The 16,748-nt window shown below is 33.4% G+C and carries 38 protein-coding genes and 3 tRNA genes; 6 read left to right on the forward strand and 35 right to left on the reverse strand.

Annotated elements, in window-relative coordinates; genetic code table 11:
• Positions 1 to 104 precede the first annotated feature (104 nt).
• The 29 genes from H8707_RS14195 to H8707_RS14335 all read right to left on the reverse strand — a co-directional run bounded on the left by H8707_RS14195 (position 105) and on the right by H8707_RS14335 (position 11,024).
• Positions 105 to 437, reverse strand: coding sequence for an HNH endonuclease (locus H8707_RS14195; RefSeq protein WP_394354677.1), 333 nt, complete (start codon positions 435 to 437; stop codon positions 105 to 107).
• A gap of 65 nt (positions 438 to 502) precedes the next feature.
• A complete protein-coding gene (locus H8707_RS14200; RefSeq protein ID WP_262430810.1) occupies positions 503 to 1,135 on the reverse strand; it encodes a hypothetical protein in 633 nt (210 codons plus the stop codon).
• A 218-nt stretch (positions 1,136 to 1,353) separates the two neighbouring features.
• Complete coding sequence (locus H8707_RS14205; RefSeq protein ID WP_262430811.1) at positions 1,354 to 1,899, reverse strand: hypothetical protein; 546 nt, start codon at positions 1,897 to 1,899, stop codon at positions 1,354 to 1,356.
• Positions 1,900 to 1,938: 39 nt separating this feature from the next.
• Positions 1,939 to 2,184 carry a hypothetical protein gene (locus tag H8707_RS14210; protein WP_262430812.1) on the reverse strand — a complete coding sequence of 82 codons (246 nt, stop codon included), beginning with the start codon at positions 2,182 to 2,184 and terminating at the stop codon, positions 1,939 to 1,941.
• Positions 2,185 to 2,451, reverse strand: coding sequence for a hypothetical protein (locus H8707_RS14215; protein ID WP_262430813.1), 267 nt, complete (start codon positions 2,449 to 2,451; stop codon positions 2,185 to 2,187).
• 41 nt (positions 2,452 to 2,492) lie between these two features.
• Complete coding sequence (locus H8707_RS14220; RefSeq protein WP_262430814.1) at positions 2,493 to 2,663, reverse strand: hypothetical protein; 171 nt, start codon at positions 2,661 to 2,663, stop codon at positions 2,493 to 2,495.
• A 9-nt stretch (positions 2,664 to 2,672) separates the two neighbouring features.
• Complete coding sequence (locus tag H8707_RS14225; protein ID WP_262430815.1) at positions 2,673 to 2,981, reverse strand: nucleoside triphosphate pyrophosphohydrolase family protein; 309 nt, start codon at positions 2,979 to 2,981, stop codon at positions 2,673 to 2,675.
• 57 nt (positions 2,982 to 3,038) lie between these two features.
• A complete protein-coding gene (locus H8707_RS14230; protein ID WP_262430816.1) occupies positions 3,039 to 3,233 on the reverse strand; it encodes a hypothetical protein in 195 nt (64 codons plus the stop codon).
• A 3-nt stretch (positions 3,234 to 3,236) separates the two neighbouring features.
• Positions 3,237 to 3,422 (reverse strand): hypothetical protein, encoded by a 186-nt coding sequence (locus tag H8707_RS14235; protein ID WP_262430817.1) that lies wholly within the window; start codon positions 3,420 to 3,422, stop codon positions 3,237 to 3,239.
• Between the two features lie 101 nt (positions 3,423 to 3,523).
• A complete protein-coding gene (locus H8707_RS14240) occupies positions 3,524 to 3,706 on the reverse strand; it encodes a hypothetical protein (RefSeq protein WP_262430818.1) in 183 nt (60 codons plus the stop codon).
• 12 nt (positions 3,707 to 3,718) lie between these two features.
• Positions 3,719 to 3,850, reverse strand: coding sequence for a hypothetical protein (locus H8707_RS14245; protein WP_262430819.1), 132 nt, complete (start codon positions 3,848 to 3,850; stop codon positions 3,719 to 3,721).
• 71 nt (positions 3,851 to 3,921) lie between these two features.
• A complete protein-coding gene (locus tag H8707_RS14250; protein WP_262430820.1) occupies positions 3,922 to 4,581 on the reverse strand; it encodes a putative metallopeptidase in 660 nt (219 codons plus the stop codon).
• Complete coding sequence (locus tag H8707_RS14255; protein ID WP_262430821.1) at positions 4,578 to 5,084, reverse strand: Holliday junction resolvase RecU; 507 nt, start codon at positions 5,082 to 5,084, stop codon at positions 4,578 to 4,580. The genes H8707_RS14250 and H8707_RS14255 overlap by 4 nt, the downstream gene beginning before the upstream one ends.
• Positions 5,081 to 5,920: a DNA adenine methylase gene (locus H8707_RS14260; protein WP_262430822.1), complete on the reverse strand. Its 840-nt coding sequence runs from the start codon at positions 5,918 to 5,920 to the stop codon at positions 5,081 to 5,083. The genes H8707_RS14255 and H8707_RS14260 overlap by 4 nt, the downstream gene beginning before the upstream one ends.
• The gene (locus tag H8707_RS14265) at positions 5,920 to 6,060 is read right to left on the reverse strand and encodes a hypothetical protein (RefSeq protein ID WP_262430823.1); all 141 of its coding nucleotides are present in this window, start codon (positions 6,058 to 6,060) and stop codon (positions 5,920 to 5,922) included. The genes H8707_RS14260 and H8707_RS14265 overlap by 1 nt, the downstream gene beginning before the upstream one ends.
• Complete coding sequence (locus H8707_RS14270; protein ID WP_262430824.1) at positions 6,057 to 6,917, reverse strand: helix-turn-helix domain-containing protein; 861 nt, start codon at positions 6,915 to 6,917, stop codon at positions 6,057 to 6,059. The genes H8707_RS14265 and H8707_RS14270 overlap by 4 nt, the downstream gene beginning before the upstream one ends.
• A 49-nt stretch (positions 6,918 to 6,966) precedes the next feature.
• Positions 6,967 to 7,860, reverse strand: coding sequence for an exodeoxyribonuclease X C-terminal domain-containing protein (locus tag H8707_RS14275; RefSeq protein WP_262430825.1), 894 nt, complete (start codon positions 7,858 to 7,860; stop codon positions 6,967 to 6,969).
• Positions 7,861 to 8,076, reverse strand: coding sequence for a hypothetical protein (locus H8707_RS14280; protein ID WP_262430826.1), 216 nt, complete (start codon positions 8,074 to 8,076; stop codon positions 7,861 to 7,863).
• 2 nt (positions 8,077 to 8,078) lie between these two features.
• The gene (locus H8707_RS14285) at positions 8,079 to 8,660 is read right to left on the reverse strand and encodes a host-nuclease inhibitor Gam family protein (RefSeq protein ID WP_262430827.1); all 582 of its coding nucleotides are present in this window, start codon (positions 8,658 to 8,660) and stop codon (positions 8,079 to 8,081) included.
• Positions 8,661 to 8,798 (reverse strand): hypothetical protein, encoded by a 138-nt coding sequence (locus H8707_RS14290; protein WP_262430828.1) that lies wholly within the window; start codon positions 8,796 to 8,798, stop codon positions 8,661 to 8,663.
• A gap of 1 nt (position 8,799) precedes the next feature.
• Positions 8,800 to 8,964 (reverse strand): hypothetical protein, encoded by a 165-nt coding sequence (locus H8707_RS14295; protein ID WP_262430829.1) that lies wholly within the window; start codon positions 8,962 to 8,964, stop codon positions 8,800 to 8,802.
• Positions 8,965 to 9,034: 70 nt separating this feature from the next.
• On the reverse strand, positions 9,035 to 9,232 hold the full coding sequence (locus tag H8707_RS14300) for a hypothetical protein (protein WP_262430830.1): 198 nt from the start codon (positions 9,230 to 9,232) through the stop codon (positions 9,035 to 9,037).
• Positions 9,229 to 9,354 (reverse strand): hypothetical protein, encoded by a 126-nt coding sequence (locus H8707_RS14305; protein ID WP_262430831.1) that lies wholly within the window; start codon positions 9,352 to 9,354, stop codon positions 9,229 to 9,231. The genes H8707_RS14300 and H8707_RS14305 overlap by 4 nt, the downstream gene beginning before the upstream one ends.
• Positions 9,347 to 9,505, reverse strand: coding sequence for a hypothetical protein (locus H8707_RS14310; protein WP_262430832.1), 159 nt, complete (start codon positions 9,503 to 9,505; stop codon positions 9,347 to 9,349). The genes H8707_RS14305 and H8707_RS14310 overlap by 8 nt, the downstream gene beginning before the upstream one ends.
• A gap of 118 nt (positions 9,506 to 9,623) precedes the next feature.
• A complete protein-coding gene (locus H8707_RS14315) occupies positions 9,624 to 9,842 on the reverse strand; it encodes a hypothetical protein (RefSeq protein ID WP_262430833.1) in 219 nt (72 codons plus the stop codon).
• A gap of 103 nt (positions 9,843 to 9,945) precedes the next feature.
• On the reverse strand, positions 9,946 to 10,140 hold the full coding sequence (locus tag H8707_RS14320; protein ID WP_262430834.1) for a hypothetical protein: 195 nt from the start codon (positions 10,138 to 10,140) through the stop codon (positions 9,946 to 9,948).
• Positions 10,141 to 10,288: 148 nt separating this feature from the next.
• On the reverse strand, positions 10,289 to 10,531 hold the full coding sequence (locus H8707_RS14325; RefSeq protein ID WP_262430835.1) for a hypothetical protein: 243 nt from the start codon (positions 10,529 to 10,531) through the stop codon (positions 10,289 to 10,291).
• Positions 10,532 to 10,534: 3 nt separating this feature from the next.
• On the reverse strand, positions 10,535 to 10,819 hold the full coding sequence (locus H8707_RS14330; protein ID WP_262430836.1) for a helix-turn-helix domain-containing protein: 285 nt from the start codon (positions 10,817 to 10,819) through the stop codon (positions 10,535 to 10,537).
• Between the two features lie 13 nt (positions 10,820 to 10,832).
• Complete coding sequence (locus H8707_RS14335; protein WP_262430837.1) at positions 10,833 to 11,024, reverse strand: hypothetical protein; 192 nt, start codon at positions 11,022 to 11,024, stop codon at positions 10,833 to 10,835.
• Positions 11,025 to 11,094: 70 nt separating this feature from the next.
• On the opposite strand from H8707_RS14335, the gene H8707_RS14340 reads away from it, so the two are divergent.
• Positions 11,095 to 11,454, forward strand: coding sequence for a hypothetical protein (locus H8707_RS14340; protein WP_262430838.1), 360 nt, complete (start codon positions 11,095 to 11,097; stop codon positions 11,452 to 11,454).
• A 198-nt stretch (positions 11,455 to 11,652) separates the two neighbouring features.
• Positions 11,653 to 11,841, forward strand: a complete 189-nt coding sequence (locus tag H8707_RS14345; RefSeq protein ID WP_262430839.1) for a hypothetical protein — start codon at positions 11,653 to 11,655, stop codon at positions 11,839 to 11,841.
• Here the strand turns inward: H8707_RS14345 and H8707_RS14350 are convergent.
• Positions 11,838 to 11,984 carry a hypothetical protein gene (locus tag H8707_RS14350; RefSeq protein ID WP_262430840.1) on the reverse strand — a complete coding sequence of 49 codons (147 nt, stop codon included), beginning with the start codon at positions 11,982 to 11,984 and terminating at the stop codon, positions 11,838 to 11,840. The genes H8707_RS14345 and H8707_RS14350 overlap by 4 nt on opposite strands.
• 12 nt (positions 11,985 to 11,996) lie before the next feature.
• Positions 11,997 to 12,185 carry a helix-turn-helix domain-containing protein gene (locus tag H8707_RS14355; protein ID WP_262430841.1) on the reverse strand — a complete coding sequence of 63 codons (189 nt, stop codon included), beginning with the start codon at positions 12,183 to 12,185 and terminating at the stop codon, positions 11,997 to 11,999.
• Positions 12,186 to 12,467: 282 nt separating this feature from the next.
• On the opposite strand from H8707_RS14355, the gene H8707_RS14360 reads away from it, so the two are divergent.
• The 4 genes from H8707_RS14360 (at position 12,468) to H8707_RS14375 (ending at position 15,147) form a co-directional block, all read left to right on the forward strand.
• Positions 12,468 to 12,785, forward strand: coding sequence for a helix-turn-helix domain-containing protein (locus tag H8707_RS14360; protein WP_262430842.1), 318 nt, complete (start codon positions 12,468 to 12,470; stop codon positions 12,783 to 12,785).
• A 78-nt stretch (positions 12,786 to 12,863) separates the two neighbouring features.
• Complete coding sequence (locus H8707_RS14365) at positions 12,864 to 13,406, forward strand: ImmA/IrrE family metallo-endopeptidase (RefSeq protein WP_262430843.1); 543 nt, start codon at positions 12,864 to 12,866, stop codon at positions 13,404 to 13,406.
• On the forward strand, positions 13,390 to 13,836 hold the full coding sequence (locus tag H8707_RS14370; RefSeq protein WP_262430844.1) for an HIRAN domain-containing protein: 447 nt from the start codon (positions 13,390 to 13,392) through the stop codon (positions 13,834 to 13,836). Before H8707_RS14365 ends, H8707_RS14370 begins: the two co-directional genes overlap by 17 nt.
• Before the next feature lie 141 nt (positions 13,837 to 13,977).
• Positions 13,978 to 15,147: a tyrosine-type recombinase/integrase gene (locus H8707_RS14375; protein ID WP_262430845.1), complete on the forward strand. Its 1,170-nt coding sequence runs from the start codon at positions 13,978 to 13,980 to the stop codon at positions 15,145 to 15,147.
• A gap of 117 nt (positions 15,148 to 15,264) precedes the next feature.
• On the opposite strand, the gene H8707_RS14380 is transcribed toward H8707_RS14375, so the two are convergent.
• From H8707_RS14380 to hslO, 4 genes are all read right to left on the reverse strand, one after another.
• Positions 15,265 to 15,338 (reverse strand) — tRNA-Cys (locus H8707_RS14380).
• Positions 15,339 to 15,346: 8 nt separating this feature from the next.
• A tRNA-Gly gene (locus H8707_RS14385) sits at positions 15,347 to 15,418 on the reverse strand.
• A gap of 143 nt (positions 15,419 to 15,561) precedes the next feature.
• Positions 15,562 to 15,637: transfer RNA gene (locus H8707_RS14390), tRNA-Phe, on the reverse strand.
• Positions 15,638 to 15,850: 213 nt separating this feature from the next.
• Positions 15,851 to 16,729: an Hsp33 family molecular chaperone HslO gene (hslO, locus tag H8707_RS14395; protein WP_262430846.1), complete on the reverse strand. Its 879-nt coding sequence runs from the start codon at positions 16,727 to 16,729 to the stop codon at positions 15,851 to 15,853.
• Positions 16,730 to 16,748: the final 19 nt, after the last annotated feature.

Genomic DNA, 16,748 nt, shown 5'->3' on the forward strand with positions numbered 1-16,748 from the left:
AACGACATGAAGGTCGCTTGCACCCATTGGGAGGGTCATACCCCCCTATATCTTCCTCTAGAATTGTTTTGTTTTGATTAAGTATATATCTATGCCTCATTCCCTTAGCCCTTATACTCTACCCAATTAATCGTCTGTGGAAGATTTCTATTTCCCAACACTTTAGGTTCTTCTTGTGGTGATATAAATAACTTATCTGACTTCTGTCTATTGCAAGTCCAATGCGCTAGCTGCAGGTTCTCTATGTCAGATGGATGTCCACCTTTTGAAACAGGGATGATATGATCAATGACAGCACTTAATGGATCTGGAGTCTTTATACTAAAGTCTACTGCCCTACCACATATACCACAAGTGTTCTGTGTTTTAAATATAATCTTTTTATTTTTTTCATAAGCTCCACGGTGTCCACCTTGCTTGTCTAATCGTATCGCCAATAGCCTCACCTCATTTGGATAAAAAAAAGAACCTTCGGCTTAGGTTCTCTTTAGAATATATTATTTTATTGATTAAATGCATCTGGGTAAGTAATTGAATTAAAGATTTCCTCTGTATCCGCATCTTTAAAATTCACTATTACTTTATTATTATCTGGTTCAACACCTTCAAATAATTGATAAAACATTGATTGAAATACTATTCCTAGTACTGCAAATCCATCAAAACTATTTTCAAACTCATCCTTGTTTACAACTATATCAAATTCTGAATAGGTCTTATTTGACTTTATATCTTTGATAGAAGAAATATCTTCATCATTTATCAATTCATCAAAAGAATCAAGCATAGCATTTTTCATATCATCTAATAATTTTTTGTGAGTATCTTTAGACATTGTATAAGTCACGGACCCATCATCGTTTAACTTAACTTCTTTTACTCCTTCTTCTTTTGCATCTTTCGTAATTTGTTCAATGTCTAGCTCTTCTTCGCCATCTAGCTCAAAAAAAGAAGCTGGTATTGTTACCTCTACGTTTGTAAGCTTTTTATCGACCTCAATAGAATCACCCTTACTCTGGTTTTCTACTTCGTTTTTACCTTGGCTTTCTACTTCGTTATTTGTATTATCCTTGCTACATCCTACACTTGTAAAAAGTAACGATAATACCAACAATAACACAATTCCTTTTTTCAATATTATCTCCCCCTTTGATATATTAATTCTACAATAAAGGAGAAATATCTTCAACCTTGAAATTACAAATTATGCCAAATACAAAAGCAACCAAGGAAAGTACAAGTATAAACTCATAATCCTTTGGCTGCTTTTAATATACTTTTATTGATAATATCATATTACTATAAGATTTTAGTACATGCAATGGCACGAATTATGCACGAATTATGCATTTATTACCAAAGTTCCTTTATGCTTTCAGGGAACAATATAGTTTTCAACTCATTTATAAGTCTATTCCTGTTTCTAGTAATAGTTGATTGGTCTTTCTCTAATATTTCAGCTAATTCTTCATCTGTTTTTGCCTTCTGCTCTAAATACTTTAATTCAATTATCTTAAAGTATTTATCCTCTCTTACTTTATCTAAGGCATTATCTATTCTTGCTATATCTCTTAGGGTTTCCGCTTTTTCAACTCTGTATTTTTCAATTAGTTCAACATATCTATCTCCTGCTGTCACATTCCCCGATGTTATACTAAAAAATACAATAGATTTAGACTTTGATGGTAATCCATTTTCCTCAATGTATTTTATGTCCTCGTCTTTCTGCTTTGCGGCTAGCTTTAGTTTTTCATAATTATAAAGTATTATCTCTGTCTTTTTATAGAAACTTAAATTACTTTTTATAAGCCTTTGTTTTTTAAATTGTTCTATAACCTCAATAGCTGTTTTCTCAGATGTCTTTTTAATGCATGCTTCAATTTCCTTTTTTAACTGCATCATGTCCCTCCTTTATACGCCGTATAATACTTGATATGTTCAGTTAACTGGAATAAATATAAGTCTGTACTTCTTATAGCTACCTTTAATATTATACATATATTCTGCTAAAGCTTCAGGGAGTTTTGTATATGCTCTTTCCCCATCATAATTAATTAGATGAGGCCTACGCCTATGGGCAAACTCTATAATATCTTTATCCCCGATAACTTCAAATTCTCCTTTTAACAATTTTACTTTGTTTAATTTTCCAAACATTTCATATTGAGTGATTAGGTATTCCACTTAATTTCCTCCTTCAATCTCAATTTCTATTTCAAACGGCAAACCTTCGCTCCCTACCGTCATATATTCTCCAAAGGTATTCATTAGATTGTAAAGTTGAGTTTTATAATATCCATCCTTATCTATTCTTAAAACAAACTCTATACCTTTCCCTCCAGATTCTTTAATCTTTTTATTTAGTTGGTCATGTCTTTCTTTTAATATTTGTATGCCAAAGTCAGTCAATTTAACCTTTACTTCATCGTTTATGTTAATTTTAAGTATCATCTAAAATTCTCCTTTCTTAATTCACATAAATTACATTATGTTTAATACGCTCTCCCCTTATCTTTTATAGTGCATCTAACATCTACATTATATTGATGGACCTTGATCTCTATATCAAAATAGTCTAGGCATTCAACATTTTCAAGTTTATCTAATGTACTAGCTATTTTATTATTTATTAGCTTTTCTATTTTGTCCCTCTTGTTCTCCATGGCTGCCTCCTAAAGATTTAATCTTTCCTCTAATCTTTTTATTTTATATTCCTTATGTCTTTCTACTGCTTCATGAATACCAAATAAAATCTTCATTTGAGCCAACATAATTTCAACATCAGCTATTTCTTCAGCTATTTCTAATCTATTATCTTTGCCTCTGAGACACTTTGAAAGTTCCTTTTGCAACTCTGCCACTTCCTCAAATACCATGACTATTTGAAGTTCAGTTCCCCATTTATCTAAAGCTCTTTTATATATTTCTTTTTCTTTTGCTGCTGCTTTTATATTTTCACTCATATCATTCAATCCTTTCATTTTTTCATTAATGTAGCTTCTCAAGTAATCTCTAGCATGATAAAATCACAAATAGGATTATAATATTTTGAGATTTTTTGATTTAACAATAATTCTCTGATTATTAGGAATTGAAAACTTTATATCTAAATCAATAAATCCACTATCTGCCCTGGCGGTAATAGAATACTCTGTAATATTAGGTATTTCTTTACCGTCTATCTTTATATAAAATTCATCTTCCGTATCTATAAGTTCTAGTCTTTTCTCCATAATTTAACCTCCTACTCCTATCTTAGTTTTAAACGGTATCCAACCATATTGTGAAGCATTAATTGTATGATCATTCCTATCTTCTGGTTCATATTTATCTTCTTTCCAGCTATAACTTTCTAGCTCTCCTATATGAACTACACAATGATCTAATACTATATAGTCAGCCTCTGTTTTTAACTCATTCACATTAAGCCAACCAAGTTGTAGGTGTATCCTGTCTATTCTTTCAACTTTCCTGTAAGCATTTAAGAAGTTATAAACACTGCCATGCTGTCTTTTATATTTCTTTAACTCACCATCTCATATAGATTTCTTTTTGTGTTTTTAGATATATGGTCCTCAATTCTGCATATACACTTAGTATCAAAATCAATTTCTAAGGCTAGTTCTTGGTATTCTTTTGATAACTCCATGTCTCCACTAATATGTCTAATGATACTTCTTAAACATAACTCCAACACCTTGTCCACATTCAGCTCCTCCTAAATCAATGTTAACTTCTCCCCAATAATTTCAAACGTCTCTACATTCCTACCGTTCTCTATCAATGGCATATAAATATTGCCTGGATCATCAGCTAACTCATATTGAGCTACAGCTCCAGCATCGGTCATAGATAGAATCCTTATTAATCTCTTCTTTTTCCCCATATATGCTAATAAGTTTCTGTCTCTATCAATAATAATCATAGTGCCTTCCTATCCTTATCACTTGACCTATTGTAATCTTCGAAATTAAACACATTTAGCTGTTTTGCTAGTGGTTCTAATTCTCTCCATATGACATCATCTTCTAAAATATTTTGTATTTTTGATTGTGTGGTTGCCCAGTCAGTTCCCAATGTAGCAAGCATATTGCTCCAATCTTCCGTATCATGAGGTTGCAGATCACCAAATTGGTCTATATGTCTTAATTCATGATAAAGTAATGCAATAATCTGCTCTCTTTGCATTTCTCCAATGTAATAATTTCTAGTCTCTAAAATGTATTTATAACCACTTATTTCTGCAAACTGTTTATTAGATTTACTTATTCTTGCAATCCAATGCTTTTTAGGTTTATCGCTTTTTGGTTCTTCCCATTCCATATCTTCTAAGAAAAGAATAAGACGAGGCCTTATATGTTCCAACTCTTCAAATCTCTTTACCAGTTTTTCAGCTATAGGTCTATAAACCCAGTTCTTGATCCAGTGCCTATCACCGAATTTAGCATTATCTAATTCTCTTATTTGGTGTAATTTTCCGCTGTCATCTAAGTTTGTATATATAAAGTGATATCCACCTGAAAACTCTTTTTCAAGAATTATTTCTCCTGTGCTATCATCTGTAATTCTTATATTTTTCACTTTATCCCCTCCAGGTAATCTAACATTATTCCATCTTTTGATTTAAGTCTTTTACAGCTATTTTCAAACTCACCTATAGGTATGCTTCCAAAGCCTCTTTTCCCTTTATTGTTTTTGTATTGCTCCCAGTATTTGTTTAAAATTTCCCATTCTAATCTAAATGTTTTATCTAATTTTACAAAATTCACTAATAGAAATGTTATTCCACCGTATTTATCCCATTCACCCATGAAGTCTATTTGATGGTCAGCTACATTACTAAGAGGAAACCTATTTTCTTCTTTAGTCTCTTTTGCATCAAATGCTATAGGTGTTCCGTTATATAGCCCTATATAATCTAATGTGCTTTTTTCTTCATAATAAGCTGATACTATTTGTTTTCCTCTTCGAATTGGTTTCATCGGAGTAGCTATTTTCTGTACTAATGCAATTCCTTTTCTTTTATAAGTTTTATTTGATATATTAATTATTTCTTCAAATGCATCTCCTTTGTGGTAACTCAAATTATCAACTCCTTTTTTAAAAAATCAATTTGTATATTAGGTCTATAGTTCATTAGTATTAATTCTGTACGCATTGGTTGTTTATCCCCATCTTTTCTAACTCTAATTTGGCTGGCCGTACTATATTCAGTCCTGTACCAATCATGATATAAATCATCAATTAAATCACTTGGATAGTAACAGACCATTGCTTTGCCTTGAATACTGTCTAGCTTTTTCTTTAATCTTTTATGATCCTCTTCTTTAAATCCTCCTGCATATAAATCTTCACGTTCATGATATGGAGGGTCTAGAAAGAATAATGTATCTTTAGTGTCATAAAAATCTATTACATCTTCAAAATCTCTACAAAGAATAGTCCAGTTCCTTATCAGCTCAGCCATTTTAGGTATTAACTCAGTTGCACCTACTAGCTGCTTAGCTTTATTAACTGATTTACTAAGACCTATTCCATTTCTATACTTATGTCCCCCACCTGCAAAACACACACGCATCATATAATAAAATCTAACTGCAGACTCAATTTCATCTTCTGGCCAAGGTTCCCATTTGTATATTTCATACAACTTTTCTGAGAATGGAAGTGCTGAACATTCTCTATACAACCTTTCCGGATTGTCTTTTAATACTAACATGTAATTCATAAGCTTATCATTTATATCATTAACTATTGTTAGTTTTGCTGGGTTAATTACCTCTTTATAAAACGGTACCGCTCCACTTCCAAAGAAGCAATCCACAAATATCTTATGTTCTGACATAAGTTCTATATATCTTTCCTCTTTACCGTGTTTACCACCTATCCATTTGATATTACTTATATTTTTAAGTTTCATTAAACCACCTTCTTTTCAGTAATCTCCTTAGCTTTAGCAATAGCTTGCTTATATGTCCATGTTGGATTATCTTTTAGCAGCCTAGCAGCTTCATCTACTGCTGTGGTTATCCTCTTCTGTTCTTCTTTAGTCAGTGTCATATAGACTTCTCCCCTTTCATTCGTTCCATGGCAGCCTGTCTCTTTTTTTCCATAATTTCTTCTAGCTGGTCATTGGTATAATTATCCGACCTCTGCTCAAAGTTATGAAACTTTGTTCTTTTTTTATTTATATCTGCTTTATCGGATGACAATTTCATACCTCCATTTGATTTCCAATTTTCAAGAATGCCTTCAGTGTATTTTTTAGATCGTTTCCCTCTGCTTTCAGCTTCAAGCATTGCATTTTTAACCCACTCAAAGCCATAGGCAGCTTTAACATCACTAATCCATTGAGCTGTAAATGCATTAGGCTGTCCTATTACTTGCTGATATAGTTTTGCCAGTTCAGAAAATTCTTTATCAGAAACAAATCTCTCATCTTCAGATCCGGTACTAGTACTATAAATATCGTTTCGTTTAGTTTTGTTTAGTTTATTTAATGTGGCATGGTTGCCGGCACTACTGTCGGTACACTTGTCGGCATGGTTGCCGGCATATTTGTCGGCATTTATTACCGACAATGGATTGTTATCATCCTGTTGGCACTTATTACCGGCACTTATTGCCGGCAAATTATCTATCAAGGGTATCATTTTATATATTGCCGATTGATTTCCTCTCCTAGTATTCCATTCAATTCTTCCTTTTTGCTTCAGTTCATTTCTAGCACTTCTAATTGTTCTATCAGCTAATCCTGTCTTAATACATAATACAGATGCAGCTACCCCAAATTCTTCTGCCCATCCAGCCTTATTGTTTATGTGCATCAAAGCATGCCATAAAGCAATTGCAGATGTAGACAATGAATTTGTTTCGAGCCAATCATAAAACGCATTAAGTTCTTTTATATAGTTCATCTAGTTATCACCCTTATTTAGTGATTGAAGGGGGAATAATCCCCCTAATTTAAAACTGTGTATCTTCATCGCCATTATCATCCCATGGTAGCGGTATATTATATATCTCACCAGTTTCAGGATCAACATCTGAAGTGTCTTTATTACTCTTATATTGTGTCCCCTTATTACCTTTAGGTGGAGTTAATACCATTTTACAAGCCTTTCTAATTACTTCATCTTTAGTATTTTGTACTAACCACTCAATATAATCAGGTGCTTCATCGTATACTTCACCAATAGTTTTCCCTTTGTGTTTACCAAAAGTAAGCTTGATATTCTTACTTTCAACATCAGTCATAGTCTCAATGTTCTCTTGTTGGAAGAGTTCCTTCATATCCTCAATATCTTGTGTGAATACTTCCGATAAACTGGCAACAGTTAATGTTGCATCAATTTGCGCTCTTTTCTTAGCCATCTTCAGTATTGTATTTGCTTGGCTATATATCTCATCATTCTCAACTTGATATTCTGTCTTACCCCATTTATTCGTTCTCTGTTTGAGTGAATTTATATCAATACCTACTGGTAGATCAGATTCTTTCACCCATCTCCATCTATACTTGTTTTCTTTACTATTACATGACCCTACACCTTCAGTTATCTTTTGACCGTTTTTTGATAGAACGCATCTTATAGTGTAAGCAAATATACCTTTGTCATAATCTTCAATTCTATCAATGATTTCATATTCAGAAGTTAACCCAAACATCATTAGTATTTTCTCAGCTCCGGGTTTAAGTAATGTAGGTTTATTTGTACCGGGAATGACATCATGGTCATGTCCCGGCTTTAATTGACTTTGCACTACTGCTTGAACTTGAGAAATTTTGTTTAATGTGCCTATCATGGAACTAACGTCAATACTATCTATTAGACTCATCATCATATTTTCATCGTTCACCTATATCGCCTCCAATTGATAATCTTTCCAGCAGTATATTCCATTTTCAAGGCTGAATCTTTGAAAATTTCTATCAAAGAAAAATACTTCATATGGATATTCACTTTCTGTTACATCTGCTATCATGCCCTCAGCTTCTATTAGCCTTGCTTGCTCTTTTGCATCCGCGAGCATGACAACCTTCACAAAATCATATTTTTTAAATCCTCTAGGCATTTCTACGCCTCCACCTTAATATTTATCGAATCTGGCTGCTCTTCTATTACTATGCCATCAACTACTTCACCATCTTCAGTAACTACACTATTACCTGCAACTATATATGCTTTCTTCAATTCTGCTTTCATAGGTGAGTACTGTACCTTTACAAACTTATCATCATTGGCTTTAAGCCACCCAACAAGCTTGTCCTCATCATAATTCCACTTAGGTTGTTGCTTCCTAGATGATACTTTTCCGTATGGAGTAGATATTTTGAATTTAGGATCTAACTTTCTTTGTTCTCTATAATACTCTTCTAAGAGGAAATAAAAGAAATCAATAGACTTATCATATGATGCTAATTCGTTATCTCTCCATTCTAAAATTTTTTCTATTTCTAATTTATATGGTTCTACTTCTTTATCTGCTAATGTCTCTATTTCTCTTTTCTTAGAAGCTATAGCCTTCAACTTCCTAAGAGCCCAATTAGCTCCATCTAAATCCTTGATTTTAAACCTTTCCTTAGCTTCTTCTTTATTTTCTTCATCAACAACTACTTCTTCCAAATCTTCTAATTCCATTTCTAATATTGCATTCATCTATTTATCCTCCTTAGTAACATCAACAATTTGCTTTATTTTATTTATCTCTACTATAATTAAGGTCCTTCCACATACGCATTTGAATATTGCATTTTTCTTTGATACAACTTCTCTTTTACAATTTGGACAATTCATATTAACCCTCTAAATATTGAGACATTACTTTTTCTAGTTTTTCCTTAGTATATACAATTGCCTTTTTAGCTTCTTCACCTGTTCTAATGTCTCTTTCAAGTTGTGACTTTTCTTCAATTAAATATTTTATTGTTATTTCCATATCTGATTTACTTACATATTCCATTGTGTTTTCCTCCTTGTTTCGATTCCCCTACTGTGCTACAATAGAGGAAATAGTATTATTTTCTTAGTCCCTAATTTGCTTGGTCGGCGATAGGGGCTTTTTCATACTCTTTTCCGCATTGTGGGCAATAGTTATTTTCTAAAATTAATGCTTTGTTATTCTTAAAAACTCCATTGTCTTGAAACTCTGTAGTTATTCCTACATCAACATAATTTTGTAAAATTGTCTTCTTCCCAGGAATTTCTCCACAGCTACAAGTTCGTTTCATTTTGAATCCTCCTTAGCCTTTTCTTTTAGAATTTTCTTTGCTTCAATCATAGCCTCGTAACATTTCAAATTAGGATTTTCTTTGATTAGCCTAGCAGCTTCTTTAAATACCTTGTCATTCATCCCCTTTCACTCTCCCAATTTGAATCAATCTTTCTTGAATTAGTTTGTTTTCTTGATTGACTTGTTCTTGAGTCTTAAAAAATGAGCAATCATCACATTGCTTCTTAGTTAATGCTGAACAACCCTTCTCTGTATCTGCAAAACATTTCATTTAATCAGCCTCCTCAAAATCTTCACACTCTTCATTGCTTTTCATGTCAAGTTCCCATACTGAGCAATACCCAGCATACCCATTGTATTTTTGAAACCATTTACATTCCTTACACATTTTACAACCCTCCCTTATCCGTATATCCGTACCATTTTTCTAATTCCTTATCTATTTCTTTACCTAAACCTTCTGCTATTTTTTCACCGTGAAGAAACTCTGCAATCTTTTCTAACAATTCAACGTTTCTTGCAGCCAATTCAAGATAATGGTCGCTTTTCTCAGCTTCTCCTTTTAATTTTTCATAATCCTTAAGGCTGATAGTTACTGTACCTTCCACGTTTACTTCGCCTCCTTAAATCAATGTTTTAGTCCCCGCATAAATCATATTAGAAATAATGTATTCCTTGAGTGTCTTGCCTTTAATGAGATTTTTAATTTGTTTATAGGTCATCCTCATCTTCCAAATCCTCCCCCGCAAAGTATTCCTCACAGTCATTAAGGAATTCACATAGTTCTTTTTTATCACTATTTTCTAACAACGAACCCATCACAACGCCCCTTAGAATATTGAAGTTTCTTTCTGCTTTCTGTGATAGTCCTACATTTTTATATGCTTCAAATTTGTTTTTAGCCACCTATATCACCCCCAGGACCATGAGCCACATTGTCAGAGTCGGAAATAATATCAAAGCCATTTTGTTATCGTTAGAGCTTGTACTTCTTGAAGTTGAAATAATAGCTTGTCTTAATGTAAGAATAGTTAAGATGATTAGTGATGTGATCTTAAATAGCATTGTTATCACCTTCGATTAAAATATCCTCTAATACACTTTCCACAACTATTTTTAACGCCAAATGTTCATTTCTATTTCTTAGTTGTTCTAAATAATCTCTAGCTACTTTCTGTTTTTCTAACGCTTGTATTGCTAAGCTAATAGCTTCGTTGTGCATTTCTGCAAATGAATCGTCTATTTTATGTTCTACTGTGCTTTCTGAAAGATATTCTATAGCCTGTTCATTTGTCATTGTTTAGACCTCCTTTAATATAAAATTTTTTATTTCTTTAATGGTCCTATCTTTCTCTGCAATGACTTCAAGAAGTTGCTTTTTCTCTTTTTCTAGTTCTATCTCCCTAGTAGTCATTCCAAAGTCTTTTACATTCATATAATCCTCTATGTGTACCTGTGTAAACCTAGCTTGGTCCCCTACGTAGAAACATTTGAGCCTTCCCCTCTTAATTTCTCGCCGAACCGTTTCATCTGATACGCCTAAAATAGTAGCTAAGTCTTTTGTGGTATAAATTATTGGTTTCATATAATCTCACATCCTACTCGTTTGTAGCTATTAATTTTCTTAGTAGCTTATTATTTTTATTTAAATTTGCGTTTATATAAATTATTGAATAAGCTGTTGCCTGATTCCCAATTGTTTCTACTTGATATTTCAAGAGTCTTTCAAGCCTTTCATTATCTCTTTGTAATATTTTTATTAAATCTTCTTTGTCTTGGGCAGTTAACATTTTCTAACCCTCCTTTGTTTTGTTCTCCCTATGTGGTAAAATTTACCTAAGAAGGGGGGGGTGAATTTTTATGGAACCTACGTTAAAAAAAGAAATAATAATGAACTTTGCTTTAAGCACAAATTTAGAAGAACTTAAAGACAGTTCAATCGTATTGTTAACTGCTGCAGGTACTATTATTGGTAAAGTAGCCAATATTAAGACTGATGAAAATGGTGAGCTGACAGAAGTAATTCCTGCCCTAATTAATACAGTTGTCAAAAATTTCAAAGAGAAATCATCAATAGAAGGATCACTGCCTGGGAATGATGGATATATTCTTCTACAAAATGCAAAAGTATTACACAACAACGGCTCTACCACAAATATTGCGCATTTGACGGTATTTTTTGACCACATCATTGGGGTTACAATCGGGTCCATTGATTAGTATTGTTTGATTTAATTTCGGCTGTTCTTGAGCTTGCACCTCTAGAGCAGCTACTCTTTTCTCTAACTCTTCTATTCTTTTTTCTAATTCCACTTATCTCACCTCGCTTCTTGTGGTTGTTGTATTTCTTCCAATATCCTCCTATAATTAGAGTACAGGCTATTACAGTAGCTGAGTATCTATGAAAGGAGAATATACATGTCTGACAATGTTAGCTTATCTACATTTCCATCAAATAAAATTTCTGCATTGACTATGCTATATTTACAGAATCAAGATTTATCAAATGCGACACCTGAAGAAATCGTTGATAAATACAATGAAGCCTACCTTAAAATCCGAACTAGATTTAGTAACCCTACCCAAAAAAGTGAAATCAGATACTAAACGATTACATGATAGATTTCCAGCATAGCTTTTGTTAATGAAGGTAATTCTTCATTTAAGCAATCTTGCGAACGCTCCGCTAATAGTTCCAGCTGTTGGCGGAGTATTTCTGTTAATGTCATATCTTCAATCTTCTTATCCACTCTTCTCACCTCCTACTCCTTTATCTCTAACAGTTCAACTATCTTACTTCTGTACTTTTCAGCTTTTCTATTACCTTTGATTATGTCTGATACGTATGGAATTGAAATATTTAGCTTTTTAGCAACGTCCCCCAACGTCATATTTTTTCTTTTCATTGAGATAATTGCTTGTTCTTCAAAGGTTAATTTGTTAAATGTCATTTATTTCACCTTCTTTCTTGTTGAATGTAAAATTAACATAGCTAATTGTTGACTAATGGTGTAATTTATGCTAAGATATAAGCATAAAAATAACACGGTATAAAAAATTGCTCCCCAGCATCTTTATACTATATTTTTAAATTTAATAAAATTTATTTGGTGCTGAATTTATGCTTACCAATTAGCTTACTTTAAGTATAATGTAATTAACGCTATTTGTCAACTGGTTATTTTACATTTTATTTAGTATATTTTTAGCACCCTTGAAAGGTGTGTAAATAAGTGAAAAACGAAGGAATATTAGACCGCATAAAATTGTTGGCAGCAAAACAAGACATGACTGTAGCAGAAGTAGAAAGAAAAGCTGATATAGGTAACGGTGTAGCAGCAAGATGGAATAAATCCACACCAACTGCAGATAAACTTCAAAGGGTTGCTGATGTTTTAGGTACTTCTATGGAATATTTGCTATTAGGAGAGGAAAGTGGAGAGAATGAAAAAGCAAAAATTTTAGCGAGAGAAGCAAACGACCTTACGGATGTTCAATTAGATTTAATTAGGTCCATGATAAAAGAATTTGAGAGAAAGAATAAAGAATAAAAATTCGCTTAAATCATTGACTATTTTAAACATATGTTCTATCATAAAGGTACGTCTTGGTTGAAAGGGGATTTGGGAATGGAAGAATGGATGTCAAAATATACACTATACAGAAAGATACATAGTTTTATATCGGATAATCCAGATTTTTTATATATGGACATGGATACATTCTGTAAATCTAAAGATTGGAATCTAATTCCTTTCGGAGAAGCTGATAAGGAATTAATGCTAATATCTAAAGATGGATATACCTTTTATGAGCATAGCAGATTTTCTATTTTCTATAATAAGGACAAGCCTAGGGCAAGACAACGGTTTACAATTTCACATGAGATAGGACATATCGTCTTATTTCACCATCTTTATGTACCTACTAAGATATTGACTAACAATAAAAATAAAGGAATATGGGAATATCAAGCCGATACTTTCGCTCAAAACATCCTATTCCCTATTGAATGGGCAGAAAATCTAAAAGGACAAAGCATACATAATATTGCTAAATTTTTAGGTGTAAGTAAAGAAATGGTCAATGTGAGATATAGAAATTTAAGTGAGGATTTGTATTGGCTTAATGAAATCAAACGAGAGGAGGGATCTAATGGAATTTCTAAATAAGTTAAAGGATGGTATTAATAAACGAAATATTAAAAAGTTAATTCCTATTGAATTTGAAGTTAGCTCTTGGGGTGAATACATAGACAATATATCTAAATGGCAAAAAGAGTATGCTAGAGATCAGTGGATTGATGCAAAATATTCTAGTAAACCTTTGTATCAGTATTCATGGATGAGTAATATTAAAGATATAAGATTAACCCCTGAACCTAGAAACAAACATGATAAAAATGCTATAGAGATCTATCTTGGTGATTATAAAATAGGGTATGTTCCTAGACCATTAAATGAACAATATTATAAGGAGCTAATTAAGAGTAAAGAAATTAAAGCTGATATTCATGGTGGAAACTCTAAGTGTATAGACGCATATGGAGATTTAATTGTTGATAAGAGAGATCCTATAGTAAAAATAACAATATTAATATAGCATCAAAAGCGAAAGCACTTAAAAAATCCCCCATAGTGCTGGTAACACTGCAGAGGACAAGCTAAGGTTAATGGTATAACCTTACGTGAGCTTAACGTTAACAATAGCAGTTAAAATAAAGTAGAAGGAGGTGAAATAAAATTGGCAATAAGAGAAGTTGAAGGTGGTTATTATGTAGAAGTTTTTTTAGGGGTAGATGAAATAACCGGTAAAAAAGTAAGAAAAACTAAAACATTTAAGCCACAAAATAGAGAAAACTTAAAAAAAGCTAAAACATGGGAAGTAAAGATTCAAGAGCAATATGAAAATGGAGAATTAACTCCTAAAGGTGATATGGCATTAAGTACATTTTTAGACGATTGGTTTGAGACCTTTATTAAAGGCAAGAAAGCATATAATACAGAAAGGCGATACAATGTATTCATTGATTGTATAAAAGCTCACCTGGGACAAGTTAGGGTAAATAAATTGAAAACTAAAATGGTAGATGAATTCTATAATAAGATGTCTAAGGAAATGATCACATTAAAAAATAAAACTACTAAAAGAAGATATATGGATGGGACAATTCTCAAAACTCATAAAATGTTTAAATTGGCAATGGATCAGGCTGTTAAATGGGAACTTGTTTCTAAAAATGTGGTAACTCTAGCAAGCCCACCAGCTGATGATAAAAGAAAAATTAAGTTCTGGGATGTTAAAACAATTAATGAATTCCTTGAATATATTAAAGATGAAACAATATATCTTCCCGTATTTATAGCATATCACACCGGACTTAGAGAGGGAGAAATTAGTGCTCTTAGAGGAAAGTATGATATTAATTTGAAAAAAGGATACCTAACAGTCAACCACAACATGGTAGAAAAGAAAGGTGAGGGTTTAGTACTAGAAGACACTAAAACACCCGCAAGTGAAGCTAAGGTTGCCTTAACTAAGGAATTAACATTTGTCCTCAAATCTGTCCTGAAAGAACAAAAGAAACATAAGCTAAAGAACGGTGTTGATTTAGAATACATTTGTTGTTGGGACGATGGTAGGCCTTTAAGACCGACATATATATCAAGGACATTCACTAAATTTGCTAAGAAATTTGCGGAGGAAAGAGGTATCGACAGGATTACCTTCCATGGGCTAAGGCACTCCCATGCTACTATTCTCTACTCTGCTGGAGCTGACAGTCAAGAGATATCTAAAAGGCTTAGACATTCAAGGGTATCTACCACAGATGATATTTACATCCATGTCACAGAAGAAATAAAAAAATCTACTGCCCAAATTTTCGATAAGGCAATAGATTCTAGCAAATAATCTTTTTATTTCATTATCTCCCTCTAGCCAGGGAGATTTTCTTTTTTATGATGGACAGATTTAGGACAGATTTGAGATTTTAAGTTTTTATGTAAGTCCTGAACCCGTTGATTTTATTGGAGGCGCCACCCGGATTTGAACCGGGGATAAAGGTTTTGCAGACCTCTGCCTTGCCACTTGGCTATGGCGCCATACCTTAAGCGGAAGACGAGATTCGAACTCGCGACCCTCGCCTTGGCAAGGCGATGCTCTACCACTGAGCCACTTCCGCATATTCAATTCACAGTTCGCAGTTCATAATTCACAATTACTAAGGTCTATCTCAAGGGTCTAAACCCAGAAATCCCTCCGTCAAAGTCGGAATGACAAACGCTAATTGTGCATTGTGCATCGTGATTTGCCAAATTGTATAAATGGTGCCCAGAGCCGGAATCGAACCAGCGACACGTAGATTTTCAGTCTACTGCTCTACCGACTGAGCTATCTGGGCTTCTATCTCCAACACAACTCAGTGCTAGATGTTAACCGCTTTGTTCAACCTATCAGCTGCGGACTAGCCGATTCACTCCAAATTGAAAATTTGGATTCTCTGGCCATACCGACTGAGCTATCTGGGCTTATATTTCCAACACAACTCAGGCGGTTGCTAGACCTGTTGTAATTCCCGTGCTTAGCCACAATAGATAGTATACAATATTAAAAATCATATGTCAACTAGAATTTTAGCTAAATCTTCCTTATTAAACTGATATTTAGTATTGCAAAAATGGCAGACTACTTCAGCCTTCCCATCCTCTTTAAGCATATCTTCTACCTCTTTCTTGCCTAAACTTATTAAAACTTTTCTTATCTTGTCTCTCGAGCAATTGCATTTATAATTCAAACCCATTGTACTCAATATATCAATATCAAAATCGCCTAACAATTCTTTGACTATATCTTCCGGTGTAAGTCCTTTATCTATCATTGCAGAGACAGAAGGAGAAACCTTTATTCTTTCTTCAATTCTGTCTATATCTTCATCATCAATACCCGGAAGCAATTGAATAAAATATCCCCCTGCTGCTCTGCAGGATATATCTTTATCTACTAATACTCCCAAGGCTACAGCAGAAGGTTGCTGCTCTGAAACTAAATAAAGATTGGCTATGTCCTCTCCAATTTCCCCTGATACTAAATTGCTCTGTCCAACATAGGGGTCTTTTAAACCTAAGTCCATAATTGTCGTAACAACTCCATTTTTACCAACAAGTCTTCCCACATCCAATTTTCCATCGCTTCTACTCGGAACATCTGCAAACGGATTGTCTGCTAAGCCCTTTACGTTGCCCTTATTATCTGCAACAATAATAATATTACCAATAGGCCCACCCCCTGATATCTTAAGTGTTAAAATATCACTATCATTTTTCATCATTGAACCCATTATTGCTCCTGCCGTTAGTGATCTACCCAGTGCTGCTGTTGCTGTTGGGGAAGTGTTGTGTATAGATCTTGCATGTTCAACTAAATGTGTAGTAGATGCCGCAAATACCCTTAGTCTCCCCGATTTATCCATACCTCGAATTAAATAATCCTCCATGTTTTACCGCCTTTCATAC

This window comes from Paratissierella segnis (genome assembly GCF_014385195.1).
GTDB classification, from domain to species: domain Bacteria; phylum Bacillota; class Clostridia; order Tissierellales; family Tissierellaceae; genus Paratissierella; species Paratissierella segnis.